18 protein-coding genes are annotated in these 13,592 nt (G+C 72.8%); 14 read left to right on the forward strand and 4 right to left on the reverse strand.

The window, feature by feature from the left end; all coding sequences use genetic code 11:
* Nucleotides 1-117: 117 nt before the first annotated feature.
* From KG103_RS02040 to KG103_RS02050, 3 genes are read left to right on the forward strand one after another with little or no spacing between them, the layout of a single operon-like run.
* Nucleotides 118-1,419: a hypothetical protein gene (locus KG103_RS02040; protein ID WP_207341851.1), complete on the forward strand. Its 1,302-nt coding sequence runs from the start codon at nt 118-120 to the stop codon at nt 1,417-1,419.
* Nucleotides 1,416-1,715, forward strand: coding sequence for a transposase (locus KG103_RS02045; protein ID WP_207341852.1), 300 nt, complete (start codon nt 1,416-1,418; stop codon nt 1,713-1,715). Before KG103_RS02040 ends, KG103_RS02045 begins: the two co-directional genes overlap by 4 nt.
* Nucleotides 1,712-2,200, forward strand: coding sequence for a hypothetical protein (locus tag KG103_RS02050; RefSeq protein ID WP_207341853.1), 489 nt, complete (start codon nt 1,712-1,714; stop codon nt 2,198-2,200). The genes KG103_RS02045 and KG103_RS02050 overlap by 4 nt, the downstream gene beginning before the upstream one ends.
* Here KG103_RS02050 and KG103_RS02055 read toward each other — a convergent pair.
* Nucleotides 2,107-2,499: a hypothetical protein gene (locus tag KG103_RS02055; protein ID WP_207341854.1), complete on the reverse strand. Its 393-nt coding sequence runs from the start codon at nt 2,497-2,499 to the stop codon at nt 2,107-2,109. The two genes, KG103_RS02050 and KG103_RS02055, sit on opposite strands and share 94 nt — an antisense overlap.
* Before the next feature lie 63 nt (nt 2,500-2,562).
* Between KG103_RS02055 and KG103_RS18990 the strand changes: the two genes are divergently transcribed.
* Both KG103_RS18990 and KG103_RS02060 read left to right on the forward strand, forming a co-directional pair.
* Nucleotides 2,563-2,691 carry a hypothetical protein gene (locus tag KG103_RS18990; protein WP_256439598.1) on the forward strand — a complete coding sequence of 43 codons (129 nt, stop codon included), beginning with the start codon at nt 2,563-2,565 and terminating at the stop codon, nt 2,689-2,691.
* Nucleotides 2,692-2,699: 8 nt separating this feature from the next.
* On the forward strand, nt 2,700-2,840 hold the full coding sequence (locus KG103_RS02060; RefSeq protein WP_242635968.1) for a hypothetical protein: 141 nt from the start codon (nt 2,700-2,702) through the stop codon (nt 2,838-2,840).
* 20 nt (nt 2,841-2,860) lie between these two features.
* Here the strand turns inward: KG103_RS02060 and KG103_RS02065 are convergent, their stop codons facing one another.
* Nucleotides 2,861-3,844: a cupin domain-containing protein gene (locus KG103_RS02065; protein ID WP_207341855.1), complete on the reverse strand. Its 984-nt coding sequence runs from the start codon at nt 3,842-3,844 to the stop codon at nt 2,861-2,863.
* A 187-nt stretch (nt 3,845-4,031) separates the two neighbouring features.
* Between KG103_RS02065 and KG103_RS02070 the strand changes: the two genes are divergently transcribed.
* The 5 genes from KG103_RS02070 to KG103_RS02090 all read left to right on the forward strand — a co-directional run bounded on the left by KG103_RS02070 (nt 4,032) and on the right by KG103_RS02090 (nt 8,698).
* A complete protein-coding gene (locus KG103_RS02070) occupies nt 4,032-4,157 on the forward strand; it encodes a lasso RiPP family leader peptide-containing protein (RefSeq protein WP_207341856.1) in 126 nt (41 codons plus the stop codon).
* A gap of 152 nt (nt 4,158-4,309) precedes the next feature.
* Nucleotides 4,310-6,172, forward strand: a complete 1,863-nt coding sequence (locus KG103_RS02075) for an asparagine synthase-related protein (protein ID WP_207341857.1) — start codon at nt 4,310-4,312, stop codon at nt 6,170-6,172.
* Between the two features lie 38 nt (nt 6,173-6,210).
* Nucleotides 6,211-6,423, forward strand: coding sequence for a PqqD family protein (locus KG103_RS02080; RefSeq protein WP_207341858.1), 213 nt, complete (start codon nt 6,211-6,213; stop codon nt 6,421-6,423).
* The gene (locus KG103_RS02085) at nt 6,420-6,875 is read left to right on the forward strand and encodes a lasso peptide biosynthesis B2 protein (RefSeq protein ID WP_207341859.1); all 456 of its coding nucleotides are present in this window, start codon (nt 6,420-6,422) and stop codon (nt 6,873-6,875) included. Before KG103_RS02080 ends, KG103_RS02085 begins: the two co-directional genes overlap by 4 nt.
* Nucleotides 6,875-8,698 carry an ABC transporter ATP-binding protein gene (locus KG103_RS02090; protein WP_207341860.1) on the forward strand — a complete coding sequence of 608 codons (1,824 nt, stop codon included), beginning with the start codon at nt 6,875-6,877 and terminating at the stop codon, nt 8,696-8,698. The genes KG103_RS02085 and KG103_RS02090 overlap by 1 nt, the downstream gene beginning before the upstream one ends.
* A gap of 9 nt (nt 8,699-8,707) precedes the next feature.
* Here KG103_RS02090 and KG103_RS02095 read toward each other — a convergent pair whose 3' ends face one another.
* Nucleotides 8,708-9,373, reverse strand: coding sequence for a response regulator (locus tag KG103_RS02095; protein WP_207341861.1), 666 nt, complete (start codon nt 9,371-9,373; stop codon nt 8,708-8,710).
* Between the two features lie 67 nt (nt 9,374-9,440).
* Between KG103_RS02095 and KG103_RS02100 the strand changes: the two genes are divergently transcribed.
* The 4 genes from KG103_RS02100 to KG103_RS02115 all read left to right on the forward strand — a co-directional run bounded on the left by KG103_RS02100 (nt 9,441) and on the right by KG103_RS02115 (nt 12,858).
* Nucleotides 9,441-10,571: a sensor histidine kinase gene (locus tag KG103_RS02100; RefSeq protein ID WP_207341862.1), complete on the forward strand. Its 1,131-nt coding sequence runs from the start codon at nt 9,441-9,443 to the stop codon at nt 10,569-10,571.
* Between the two features lie 63 nt (nt 10,572-10,634).
* Nucleotides 10,635-11,342, forward strand: coding sequence for an ABC transporter ATP-binding protein (locus KG103_RS02105; RefSeq protein WP_207341863.1), 708 nt, complete (start codon nt 10,635-10,637; stop codon nt 11,340-11,342).
* Nucleotides 11,339-12,133, forward strand: coding sequence for an ABC transporter permease (locus tag KG103_RS02110; RefSeq protein WP_207341864.1), 795 nt, complete (start codon nt 11,339-11,341; stop codon nt 12,131-12,133). Before KG103_RS02105 ends, KG103_RS02110 begins: the two co-directional genes overlap by 4 nt.
* Nucleotides 12,130-12,858, forward strand: a complete 729-nt coding sequence (locus KG103_RS02115; RefSeq protein WP_207341865.1) for a hypothetical protein — start codon at nt 12,130-12,132, stop codon at nt 12,856-12,858. The genes KG103_RS02110 and KG103_RS02115 overlap by 4 nt, the downstream gene beginning before the upstream one ends.
* 24 nt (nt 12,859-12,882) lie before the next feature.
* Here KG103_RS02115 and KG103_RS02120 read toward each other — a convergent pair whose 3' ends face one another.
* The gene (locus tag KG103_RS02120) at nt 12,883-13,554 is read right to left on the reverse strand and encodes a hypothetical protein (protein WP_207341866.1); all 672 of its coding nucleotides are present in this window, start codon (nt 13,552-13,554) and stop codon (nt 12,883-12,885) included.
* Nucleotides 13,555-13,592: the final 38 nt, after the last annotated feature.

The following is a 13,592-nucleotide window of genomic DNA, read 5'->3' on the forward strand; positions in this document are numbered from 1 at the left end:
TCGACGACCACGGGGACGGACGCCGACGACGCCCAGATCGTCACAGTTCGCCCTTTCCCAGCTCGGGCGCACGGTCGATAGTGGGTACGACCGGTGCACCGCGACGTGGGAGGTGCCGTGCTGACGTTCGATCTCATCCGTGCGTCCGTCCACCCGGACGGGCCGATCGAGGATCACGGCGGCGACGGCCCGATCCCTCGGACCGGCTACGGCGACCTGCGCGTCGCGTACCTCGACGCGCTCGACCTCGTCGAGGGCGGCGTCGACGCCCTCGCGGCGGACGTGGCGGCGGAGGACGCGGTCCAGGCGGCGGTCCAGCGCGACCTCGCTCTGGATCCGAACGGCGAGCGGTGGTCATCGAGCTTCGCCGAGCCGCTCGCGTTCGCGGGTGGGGCACGCCAGGTCGTGCGTCAGCTCGAGATCTGCAGCGCCGCCGTCGCGGAGTCGGCCGCCCGGACACCCGCCGACATCCCGCGCTTCGTCTGCGGGCTGTGGCCGGATCCTGTCCCCGCCGCGCGGTCGTTCGCTGCCGGGGACGGTGTCGTCGTGCTCGTGAACACCGGGCTTCTGGCCGCGCTGAGGATCGTCGTGCAGACGGCCGCCTCCAGCATCCGTACGCTCACGGGGCTGCCCGACCGGTGGGTGGACGGTGACCTCCCGCTCGGCTACCAGTACGGCGCGATGAGCGACCTCCTCGAGCGCTGCCGGGAACGCCGCGACCTTCGCGCCGAGCCGATCCAGGTTTCGATCCACACCGGCCGCGCCGACCTCTTCCGCCGACACGCCATGCTCTCGGCGTACTGCCAGGTGATCGCGCACGAGCTCGGGCACTGGGCGCGGCGGCGGCCCGGACCTGACGACACGTGGCTCGACGACAACCCGGCGTTCCAGCGCGCGGCACGGGTCACCAGGGCGGACCAGTGGGCCGCGCCGATCGACGAGGTCGACGAGGTCGCCACGTCGAACAGCGAGAACCACGCCGACGCGGTCGCGTGCGAGATCCAGACGCGTCCGCCGCTCGGACCGGGGTACCCGTCACCGAGCCAGGTGATCGGTGCGATGGCGCCGTGGGCGCTGCACTCCGGTCTGTGGTGGGCGGAAGCCGCGCACACGGAGGATCACCTCGGATGGACGCACCCCTACCCGGAGCTGCGGCTGGGGCTGACCGGGCTGCGGCTCGGGCAGCCTGCTTCCGAGCTCGCGAACCTGCGCGCGTCGCGTCCTCGCCCCGTGGCATCCGATCCACCCGCACGCGGAACGCCCGCTGACATGGCCATGAAGTTCCAGGTCTGGTGCGAGGCGATGCTCGACATCGCAAGGAATCGGGAGATCGCGCTCGAGCGGGGCCTCGAGCACCGCACGTCGACGCTGGACCGCTTCGCGATCGAGCTGCGCCGCGGACTCGGCGAGCTGTCATGAGCGACGCCGGGCGGAAGTGGGGGCCGATCGGTGTGGACGAGTGGGTCGCGGGAGCGTCGGCCCTGGAGCTCCGGCTGCAGGGGCAGCGGGTCCTGCTCGTGGGGCCGTGCCCGGGCTGCGGGCACCAGATCGACCGGGACATCACGGCGGCGGCCGGTGTCGGCCTCGTCAAGGGCTCCGCACCGGAGCGGGTGTCGGTCGCCTGCAACTGCGGCCGGCACCACGCAGGCCGAGCGGCTGATGCCCGTCCCGCAGGCTGCGGGGCCGCCGGCGCCATCCGGCTCGAGGCCCGATGAGCACCACGCCGCCTCGAGATGACGGGCGCGGGCCGGCCGACGGGCTGCGCGTCGTCGGTGTACCGACCGAACCGGGTGACAGCGAGGTCGACGCGTGGGCAGACGCGGCGGTCTCGGAACGGCTGCCGCGTCTGCGCGCGGTCGCCGCGGAGTGGCAGAAGACGGTGGGCACCGTGGCCGGCCTCCTGGGAGCCGGAACACTCCTCAACGCCGACACGGCGGTGGGGTCCCTCTCACCGGCCGCCCGCAACCTGTTCGCGCTCGCCGCGGGCATCGCGTTCACGGCCGCCGCCGCGTCCATCGTCCTCGCGAGCCTCGCCGCGCAGCCCCGGATCCAGGAGATCCCACCGGGGGTCGTCGCGCGCCGAGCGGCCCGGGACGAGGCGTTCGTCTACGCGCGCCGGCGCCTGGTGGCATCCAGGTGGTGCGCGGGGATCGCGCTCGTCGCGCTCCTCGCCTCGTTCGGGGTGCGGTGGTACGCCTGAGGTGCGCCCGCCTGCGCGATCCCGCGCCAGGCGACGATCACCACCGGTAGCACGACGACCGCCCAGCCGTGCACGCGGCGCAGCACGGGCTGCGACCGCCCCGCGCGGTACAGCACGACGTTGACGAGGAGGACGGCCGCCACGCCGACGAGCGCCGCCCACAGGAGCGCCGTGCCGAGGCCGTCGAACGTGCCGTTCACCCCGTTGGTGGCGTCGTCGAGCAGCAGGACCACGCAGAGGCCGAGCGGCCCGAGGGGGCGCGTGCGCTCCTCGCCGTCGGCGGACCGGGTGCGGCACACCGTAGCGCCAGAGCCCGATCGAGACGGCCTGCGAGACGGCGGTGCAGGCGTCTGCGTCCTCGGATGCAACCGCCGACCTTCCACCGTCCGCCCGGCCGGGGGTTCATCGCCTTCTGCGTCACGTTCAACGTCGTCATGACCTGGGTGTTCAACCGGACCGGGCAGAGCCTGCCGATGGCGAGGCGGACCTGATCGACCGGATGCACCTCGTCGTGGTGCCGGTCCTGCTGGGCCGAAGCGAGCGGCTGTGGGACGGTCTGGAGGGTCTCGACGGGCGCTTCGGCATCGAGGCGACCCCGTCGCCGTCCGGCGTCGTCCACCTGGCCTTCGCGCGTCGCTAGGTACCCACCGGCCGAGGGTGCTAGCCGGACGCGTCCTGGTCGAGCGGGTGCGCGAGGGCCCGGTCCGCCCACCCGGTCGCTGTCAGCGCCGCGGCGGCACAGCCCGGCTTGCGTCGCGCCTGGTCCTGCAGCAGGCCCACGAACGAACGGGCGAAGCCCAGCCGCGGGTACGCGGCGACGAGGTTGTCCCTGAAGGTGGTGTCGAACGCCTCCAGGCCGGTCCCGGAGACGTCCGCGCTGGTCCCCACCTGCAGCAGCCGGCTCTCCACGTCGACGTCGTGCGAGACGTCGCCCCGCATGTGGAGGACGATCACCTCCGCCGCCCGGTCACGTCGCTCGGCCGGCCAGCCGAGCCCGGCGGTGAGGACGCGCGCCAGGTGCCCGCCCGCCTCCTCGAAGGCGACCGTGTGACTGTCGAACGGCGGCGTGAGGGCCAGGTCGTGCAGCATCGCCGCGACGAAGAGCAGCTCGCGGTCGAACGCGAGGCCGCGAGCCTGCGCCCAGGCGGCACCGAAGACGTACGACCGCACGCAGTGGTGGTGGAGCGCGGGGTCCGCGTACTCCGCGCAGACGGTCCACGCCGCGTCCGCCGCCCGCCCGGCGGGAAGGTGCACCCCGGCGACCTCGACCGGCATCGCGGAGCCCGTCCGCACGGCGTCGCGGCCCGCGACCCGCGCATCGAGGTCGACCTCCTCGGCGGTCTCCACGACGACGACGGTGAGGTCGGTGACCGCCCACGTCTGGTGGACCTCGCCCGGTTCCCACAGCACGACCGTGCCGGGGCCGACGGGCTGACGGGGCTCCTCACCGACCTGCACCTCGCCGCGCCCGTGGACGACCGCGAACAGCTGACGCCGCACCGCGGGGTGGCGTCCGAGGGTCCCCCCGGCCGCGATCCTCGCCAGGTGCACCGACGTGCCACCGGTCCTCGGCATGAACCGCATGGCGACGCCCACGCTGTCGAACGAAGCAATCTCGTGCTCGGGCAGGTCGAGGAGTCGCATGTGCTCATCGTGGCGGGGACCGGAGCTGCTCGCCTCTCTGCCGTGAATAGCACCAGAGAAGATGCGTGCGCAACCCCACCCACTCCCGGCCGACCGACATTCCGCGGCCCGGTGGGGCGCCATAAAGTCGGGATCGGCGAACAGCAGGTGTTCGCATCTACATCTCAACCAACGAGAGGAGTGAGCAATGAGCACCTACGCAACCCCGCAGCTCACGCGGATCGGGTCGTTCAAGTCCGTGACCAAGAGCCTCGGCAAGGCGCCGCACAACGACATCTTCCGGCGTCCCGCGGTCTTCGTCATCTACGTCTGATGACCTGCTAGACCGATTGCAGGTGCCAGCGCGAATCGTCCTCGTGCGATTCGCGCTGGCACTTCGGGTTCACATCGCCCGCGCGCACAGGAGTGCATCGTCGCGCGTGCGTCGACTTCATCAGGAATTCTTCTCGCAATTTCGGAGGCAGGATGTCCATCGTCGTTCTGCCTGACCGCCCCGTTCCGCCCGACCTGGCAGCCGCTCTCGCGGCACAGGTCGGCAAGGTGCTCTTCCGTCATCCGTCGGGGAACGCCTGGCTCGTCGGGGACACCGGCGGCCGGCGTGTGGTCAGTGCGCGCGTGCGCGACCTCGACGTCGTGGTGACCGGTGACGACGCCCACGGGACGGACGAGCGGTCGCTGCGTTCGTGGCTCGAGGGCGCGACGTCCGTCGACCGGCTCGACGCCGGACGCCTCACCGAGGGCGACGTCGTCCTGTTCGCCCGCTCGCACGGTCGTATGCGGTCGCAGGCACCGCTGTTCCTGACCAGGTCGCTGTGCTGGACCATGGTCGCCGGCGTCCCCGTGATCAGTGACGAGCAGCTGACGCTCCAGCGGCTCGCGGAGCTGCGACCGGACCCGGCGGTCCTCGCGAGCCGGCTCACCGACGCCGAGATCTCGCTCCCCGTCGGGCTGCGCAGCATCTGGGCGGGCGTGCACTCGTTGCGCCCGGGCGAGTGGTGGCACTCGCTCGGGTCGGACGCGCCGCGCGCGGTGCGCTGGTGGAGCCCGCCGGCACCGGACAGGTCCCTCGAGGAGCTCACGGACGTGGCCCGGGACGCCATGCGTGCCGCGCTCGCGACGCGGACCGACCACCGACGCGACCTGAGCGCTGACCTGTCCGGCGGGCTCGACTCGACGACCCTGAGCTTCTTCCTCGCGGACAGCGGCCGACCTCCCCACCACACCCTGTTCCTCAGCTCGCAGAACGTCGCCAACGGTGACCACGTCTGGGCGGAGCGCGCGGCGTCGGAGCTCGGGACGAACCACCTGGTCCTGCCCTACGACTCGGTGCTGCCGCGCCTCGTCGACGCGACGACGGGCACGCTCGTCAACACTCCCGAGGGGCCGAGCATCGCGTCCGTCTCCGCGGCGGCCGTCCCGATGCTGGAGGACGCCCTGGCGGGTACCGGATCGTCGTTGCACCTGAACGGGCACGCGGGGGACGCCCTCTTCGGCCCGGTCACGACGATCCTGTGGTCGTTGCTGCGCTCGGGGGCCAAGGGGCGCGTCCGGCAGGTCTGGCGGCAGCGGCTCGCGAACCGGTACCCGGTGGTCGGGACCTTCCGGACGCTGGCGCAACGGGGGACGTACGCGGACGACCTCGCCCGGGTCGCGCGTGCCGACTTCGACAGACCGGAGTCGGAGCTCGCGGACTTCTCGCGGTGGGTCGCGATGCCGCGGGTGCACCCCGCGCTCACGGGCGTCGCCCGGGACCACCTCCGGGGGCTCGCCGCGCAGGAGATGGCCGAAGGGCGGGAACCGTACTCGCCCGACCGCACGACACACCAGATCGTGCAGTACCTGTCGGTCCACGGCGCGGACGTGCGCCGGATCAACCAGGCGCGGACACCCGGCGCGGGCCTCCTCTTCGACAGCCCGTACCTCGACCGCAGGATCGTCGACGCGTGCCTCGCGCTGAGCATCGACGACCGCGCCCGTCAGTACCCGGTCAAGCCCTTGCTGGCGGCAGCACGCCCGGCAGGGATGTCGCTGGACTACTTCACGCGGGCGGACAAGGGCGACTACTCGGCGGAGGTCTTCTCGCACCACCGCGCCGCCGCGCCGATGCTCCGTGAGCTGTTCTCCTCCGGGTCCGCCCTGGAGGACCTCGGGCTGATCGACCCGGGCCGGATCATGCGTGCGGTCGACGGGTACTCCGTCGACGGCGCGGAGTACCGCGACCTCGATCAGATCGCATTCACCGAGCGATGGCTCCGGTCGCTCGCGGACCCGCCACCGTCTGGCGCGCGTGCACGTACACGAGAGGGTGAGCTGACATCGTCCGGCTGAAGGATGGACTCCAGATCGTCGAGGTCGAGGAAGGTCGGGTGCTGCTGGACACGCACAAGGGCGTGTACTGGCACCTCAACGAGGCGGCGATGACGTTCGTCGACGAGCTGGCCAAGGGGGTCGCCGTCGACGACTACGTGCGCGCGGTGGCCGGGCAGACCGGCACCGACGAGGCACGTGTGCGTGCCGATCACCTGCAGCTCCTCGCCGAGTTCCGCAAGGCGAAGCTCGTCACGGACGGGCCGGCATGAGCGCCCCGGTGCTCGCCGAGCTCCGTGAGCGGATCGGATGGCGTCGGTCGCTCGTGGCGCGGCTCGCGACGGGCCCGGCGTTCGTGCTCGCGGCGCTCCCTCCCGCGGTGATCCGCCGCGTCCTGGTGGCGGTGACCGCGGGCGCACGGCCGGCGAACGCAGCCGACACCGCACGGTGGCGCACGGACGTCAACAGCGTGAGCCGCCGCTGCGCAGGTCAGGGGTGTCTGCAGCGCTCGATCGCCGTGGTGCTGCTGGCCCGCCTGCACGGCAGCGCCCCGACCTGGCGCACGGGGTTCCGTCCCGACCCGTTCGTCGCGCACGCGTGGGTCGAGGCGGACGGGGCGCCGGTCGGCGAACCGCCCGCGGTCGCGCACTTCCACACCGTCCTGACCGTGTCCCCCACGGCTGACGCCGAGCGCAGCCGCCGATCCCCCTCCTGGAGAGCATGATGACCGCAGCACGCGTCATCGACGAGCCGCAGACCCCCACGGAGTCGCAGCCGGCTCCGCCGGCCGAGCGTCGTGCCGCGGAGGGCCCCCCGGGCATGGGCGACGTCCTGCGCCTCCTTCGCCCGTACCGCGGCCGAATGACCCTCGCGTTCGTGCTGGGTAGCGCGAGCACGGTGTTCGCGGCCCTCCAGCCGCGCGTGGTCGCGTCCGCGGTCGACGGGTTCGACGGCGGCATCCGTCCCGTGACGATCGGCCTGCTCGTCACGCTCCTGATCCTGAGCGCGGTCTTCACGAACGCCCAGCAGCTGGTCATGGAGCGGTCCGGGGAGCTGTTCGCGTTCCACACGCGTGAGCGCGTGATCCGGCACCTGTTCACGCTGCCGATCGGTGTCCTGGAACGGCGCGAGCGGGCCGACCTGGTGTCCCGGGTGACCACGGACACCAGCCAGCTGCGCATGGTGATGAGCTCCGGGATCGTCGAGCTCGCGACCAGCGTCGTGGCGGTCCTGGTGTCGGTCGTCATGATGGCGCTGATCGACTGGGCGCTGCTGGCCCTCGCGGTCGTCACCATCGTCGTCGCGCTCGTGGTGATCGTCGTGATCGGCCGCCGGACCGCACCGGCCGGGCTGCGCCTGCAGACGGCGATGGGCACACTCGCAGGGGCGGTGACGCGCGGGCTCGGGTCCATGCGGACGATCCGCGCGACGGTCTCGACGGACCGTGAGGTCGACGTCGCGGTGGGAGAGGCCGACGCGGTGCTGAAGGCGGGCTACGCCGCGGCGACCCTGCGCGCCGCGATCCAGACGTTCGCGGCCGTGACGATCCAGGCGCTGCTGCTGGCGATCATCGCGGTCGGTGCCATGCGCGTGGCCGCCGGGACGCTCACGGTGGGCGACCTCAGCGCGTTCATCATGTACCTGATGCTGATGGCGGCGCCGATCACCCTGTGCGCAGGCATCTTCGCGCAGCTCGGCGAGGCGTTCGGTTCGCTGCACCGGGTGCTCGAGGTGCAGGCGATCGAGGGCGAGCGCGACGTGGACGTGCCTCCGGGGATGCCGCTGCCGGATGCGTCGGCGCCCGCGGCGTTCGAGCTGGTGGACGTGTCGTTCCGGTACCCGCAGGGTCCGGACGACGAGGCACCCGGGGACGACTGGGTGCTGCGCGGGGTGTCGATCCAGCTGCGCGCGGGGGAGACCACCGCGGTCGTCGGCCCGTCCGGCGCGGGGAAGTCCACGCTGTTCGCCCTCCTGGAGCGGTTCTACGAGCCGACGCAGGGTTCGGTCCGCTTCCGCGACGAGGACGTGCGCCGGCTGTCGCGCGTGGAGCTGCGCCGTCAGATCGCCTACGTGGAGCAGGACGCGCCGGTCCTGTCGGGGACCGTCCGGGACAACCTCGTCCTCGGCGCCCCGGGAGCGAGCACGGACCAGTGCATCGACGCGCTGCGCCAGGTCAACCTCCCGCGGGCCGGCGACGCGGCCGCGTTCCTCGCGTGCCAGGTCGGTGAGGGGGGTGAGCTGTTGAGCGGCGGTGAGCGCCAGCGGCTCGCCATCGCCCGTGCGCTGCTGGCGGACTCACCGGTGCTGCTGCTCGACGAGGTCACGTCGAACCTGGACAGCAACAACGAGCGGATCGTCCGGGACCTCGTCGCCTCGGTCGGCGGACGGAGCATCGTGGTGATCGCGCACCGCCTGTCGACGGTGGTCGCCGCGGACGCGATCATCGTGCTGGACCAGGGGCGTGTGGTCGCGCAAGGTACGCACCGCGAGCTGATGGACTCGTGCCCGCTGTACCGCGAGCTGGCGGGCAACCAGCTGCTCGCGTGACCCCGCGTGTCAGCGGGTCTCGTGCAGCAGCCCTGCCTCGTGGGCGAGGACCGCGAGGTGGGTGCGGTCCTTGACGCCGAGCTTGACGAACATGCGCCGGAGGTAGGTGCGCACGGTCTCGGTGCTGAGCACGAGCTGGTCCGCGATCTCCTGGTTGCTGCACCCACGGGCCACCAGCCGGACGACCTCGAGCTCGCGCGGGGTGAGCAGCCGCCCGACGAACGTGTGCGGACGGGCGGGGCGGGGCGGGGCGAGCTGGCGCAGGAGCCGGGCCGTGACCTCCGGGGCGAGGTGGGCGTGGCCGGCGTGCGCGGTGCGCACGCCGGCCAGGACCTCCTGCGGCGAGGCGTTCTTGAGCAGGAACCCGGAGACCCCCAGGCTCAGCGCCTCGTGCACGTAGTCGTCGAGGTCGAAGGTCGTGAGCATGACCACGCGCACGTCGGGCACGTCCTGGAGGATCTCGCGCGCCGCGTCGAGGCCCGTGCGACGCGGCATCTGGACGTCCAGGAGCGCCACGTGGGGCTGGTAGGCCCGCACGAGGCGGACGGCCTCGTCGCCGTCCCCCGCCTCGCCCTCGAGACGGAAGCCCGGGGTCCGTTCGAAGAGCTTGCGGTAGACGCCCCGGAACGACGGGTCGTCGTCGGCGACGACGACGCGGATGGACGGTTCGGTCATAGCACGCAAGTATCCCGGGCCACGGCCGGCCGACGGTGCCGGATCGAGGTGGTCTAGCATCCGTCGCATGCCTGGCTCTGCGCTCGCGGCGCCGTCGCCGCACGAGTCGTCGGCGCTGGTCCGGTGGTCGGTGAACGCGGTCGCCGCGGTGGTCGTCCTGGGTGTGTTCTGGCTGCCGCCCGCGATGGGCGCGGACGACCCGTGGCATCGCGCGGTGGGGCTGGCGCTCGCGGCGTTCGTCGGGGTGGCCATGCTGGTCAGGGAGCGGCTCCCCACCCTCGTCGTGGCGGGTGTCGGGCTCGCGACCCTGGGCGCGATGGCGCTCGGGGTCACGGAGGACTTCATGCTCGCGGTCGCGTGGTGCCTGTACCCGTTGGCGGTGCGTCGTGCCGCGAGCGCACGCCGGCTGGTGATCGGGCTCGTCGCCGTGCTGCTCGTCGTCGTGGCCGTGTCGGGTGTCCCGGACGACAGCCGGCAGGTGGCGCAGTGGATGGTCCTGTCGGTGGCCGCGCCGGGCGTGGCGTGGTTGCTCGGCACGGCGGTCGGCCGCCGGATCGAGGCCGCGGCCGAGGCTGCGCGGGTCGCGGCGCGGCTGGAGGTCGCGCGTGAGGTCCACGACGTGGTGGGTCACGCGCTCGGCCTGCTGGGTGCGGAGGCCGGGGTGGCCCGCTCGTTGCCCGACGCGGACGAGGACGAGCTGCGTGAGGCGCTGGCCGACATCGAGGTCCGGGCCCGCGGCACGCTGGAGGAGGTCCAGGGCCTGGTCGGCGCCTTGCGGACGTCGTCGTCGGACGCGCCCGACCAGGGCGGGCTCGCGTCCCGTCTGCAGGAGCTGGTAGCGCGGACGCGTGGTGCAGGTGTCCACGTCGAGGCGCTGATCGAGGTCGACGAGCGGGTCGACGAGGCGACGAGCCTCGTGGTCTTCCGCATCGTCCAGGAGGCGCTGGCCAACACGGTGCGACATGCGCCCGGCGCCCCGTGCACGGTGGTGGTCGGGTCGGACGGGTCGCACGTGAGCGTGCGTGTCCGGGACCGGGGTCCGGGCGCCGGGGGCACGGAACCGGGATTCGGCCTGACGGGGATGCGTGAGCGCGCCGCCCTGGTGGGGGGCACCGTGGACTGGGCGGACCACCCGGCGGGTGGGTTCGAGGTCCTTGCCCGCCTGCCCACGACTCACCAGGTGTCTACTTCCGGGTGACCCGGGCGCCGGTGCGGTGCGGACAGGATCGAGACGTCCTTCCCGCACGTCTGTGAGGTCCACGTGATCACGATCGAGCACCTGTCCAAGCGGTACCGGCAGTCCATGGCCGTCGACGACGTCACGTTCACCGCGGTGCCCGGCCGCGTGACGGGGTTCCTCGGTCCGAACGGCGCCGGCAAGTCGACGACGCTGCGCATCCTGCTCGGCCTGAGCTCTGCGACGAGCGGCACGGCGACGATCGGCGGCCGGCGGTACGCCGAGCTGCGGGACCCCCTGCGGACGGTGGGGGCCATGCTGGACGGCGCGGGTGCGGTCCCGGAGCGTCGCGCGGTCGACCACCTCCGGTGGATCGCCCAGTCGAACCGGATCCCGCGGTCGCGGGTCGACGAGGTGCTCGGACTCGTGGATCTCGAGCGAGCCCGGTCGCAGCGGGTGCGCACGTTCTCGTTGGGGATGGCGCAGCGTCTGGGGATCGCGGCGGCGCTGCTCGGCGACCCGCAGGTCGTCGTCCTCGACGAGCCGACGAACGGCCTGGACCCCGCGGGGATCCGGTGGATCCGCACCCTGATGCGCGAGTTCGCCACGCAGGGGCGCACCGTGCTGGTCTCGAGCCACCAGATGGCGGAGATGGCGGACACGGTCGACGACCTGGTGATCATCGACCGCGGTCGGGTCCTCGTGCACGGGACGCTCGGCGAGGTGGTCGCGGGGCACCCCTCGCTCGAGGACGCGTTCTTCGCCGCACTGGCCGCGGGCGCGGCCCGGTGAGCGCGCTCGTGGCGGTCGTGCGTTCCGAGCTGACGAAGATCATCACGCTGCGCAGCGTGTGGCTCACGCTCGGTGGCGTGCTGGCGCTCCAGGTGCTCGTGGGTGCGACGTCGTTGTCCCTGTACTCCGACGCGGTCGCTGCCATCACGCCCGACGGGATCATCGAGATCTTCGTCGGGCAGCCGCAGGACGCGGAGCAGGCGATGCTGGAGAGTCTCGTCGCGTCGTCGCTCGAGATGTGCATCTTCCTGCCGGTGGTGGCGGCGGTGATCGCCGGGCAGGAGTTCCGCGGGCGTCAGCTGCGCACGAGCATGCTCGCGGTGCCCGCGCGCGGGCACCTGGTCGCCGCGAAGCTCGGCGCCGCCGGCATCTTCCTCCTCCTGCCTGCGTTGCTGGTCGCCGCGGTGTCGACGCTGTTCACCTGGCTCGCGGTGCGGCAGTGGCAGCCCGGGCTCGTCGTGAGCCAGGCCGCGTTGTCCGCGCAGGCCCGGTTCGTCGTCTTCGCGGTGGCGCTGTGCCTGGTGACGTACGCGGTCACGCTCGTCACGCGCAGCGTGGTGATCGCGGTGATGGTGGCGGTGGTCCTGACCGCCGTGGCGATGTCCCAGGCCCTCGCGCCGACCCTGGACCGCTGGCTGCCGGTCAGTGCGGGTCGCAACCTGCTGCTGGACCCCGTGTCCACGCCCGACCTGACGTCGGGGCCGACGCTCGCGGTCGCGGTGCTGGCGACGTGGGTCGTCGTGCTCGGGATCGCTGCGGGTGCGGCGTTCACCCGCCGGGAGGCGCCGTGAGCGCCGTGCTCGCCGCGGAGCTCACGAAGGTCCGCACCCTCCCGTCGGCGTGGGCGGTGGTGGGCGCCGCGCTCGTGGCCAACGTGCTGCTGGCGGTGCTCGCGCGCGACGACACGCTGCGCCTGGCCGGGGCCGACGGCGGGATCCCGCTCGGCCAGGTCGGCAGTCTCATGCTCGCTCCGGTGTACGTCTTCGCAGCGCTCGGTGCGATCGCGGCGGGGAGCGAGTACACCGGTGGGCAGCTGCGCTCGAGCCTGCTCGCGACGCCGGACCGCGCCCGGTCGTTCCGCGCCCACCTGGCCGTGGCGGCGGGCGTGAGCGCAGCCGCCGCGCTCGTGGTCGTGACGCCGGCATACCTCGTCCAGCACGCGGGTGCCCTGGGCGCGGGCACGCTCGGGCCACGTGATGCCGTGACGGCGGTGCTCGCGCTGGTGAGCGCGTACACGCTGCTGTCGGTGCTCGCGTTCGGGTTCGCGGTACTGGCTCGTGGCGCGGTGGTGCCGCTGGTCGTGCTCGTCGTCGCCGCCCTGCTCGTCGCACCGACCCTGCGCGGTGCGCTGCCGCAGGTGATCGCGCTTCTCCCGCAGGACGCGGCGCTGAGCGCCGTCGGGACGCCCGAGGGCCCCGACGCGTTGACGCGTGGGGCGGGTCTCGGGGTCCTGACGGCATGGGTCGCCGCGTGCGTCGCGGCGGCGTACGTGACGTTCGCGCGACGTGATACCTGATGACGCGGGGCTGCGGGGCCGTGGCTACTGCACCGCACCGAGCCGGATGGCGATCGCGACGAGTGCGTCGCGACCTGCACCTCTCGGGAGGTCGAGCTTCGCGCTCACGTACCGGATGTGTGCGTCCACGGCGCGTGCGGTGAGCTGTCGCCGTCCGGAGCTCAAGGCGGTCGCGATCTGCGACGACGTCGGCAGGGGGGCGCTGAGCGAGCCTGCGAGACGGGGGCGGCACAGCTCTCGCAGCACCCGGTGATAGGTCGATCCCGGGTCGAGCAGCACGCGCGCGGGCGCCTCCCGGCACACCGGCTGGTGCGCGAGGACCCGGCGTGGCTCGGGCCCGAAGATCGTGACCATGGAGCCGGAGGGGGCGTTGGTCGGCCCGATCTGTGACAGCTCGAAGGGGACGGGGACGCGTCGGCGGCCCGGTTCGACGACGAAGTACTGGTACAGGTCGTCCATGTTGACGATCCGGATCGGCTGCTGGTCGGAGAGGTTGCTCACCGACCAGTAGCCGCGGCCCGCGGTGATCTCCGCCGTGAAAGCGGGAGTGCCGTCGTCCTCGATCCTCAGATGCAGGTCGCACCTGCTGCACCGGCAGACCCCGACCGATGCCGACTGCCCGGACCTCACCGTGAGCTGCCGTGCGGGCTGTCCCGCCACGCACGGTGCCTGGATCGTTATCTGGTCGTCCTCCATGGCAAAACGCCCCCTGCTGCTGTGCTCCGGTCGCGGGT

It is taken from the genome of Cellulomonas wangleii (assembly GCF_018388445.1).
Classification (GTDB): Bacteria; Actinomycetota; Actinomycetes; order Actinomycetales; family Cellulomonadaceae; genus Cellulomonas; species Cellulomonas wangleii.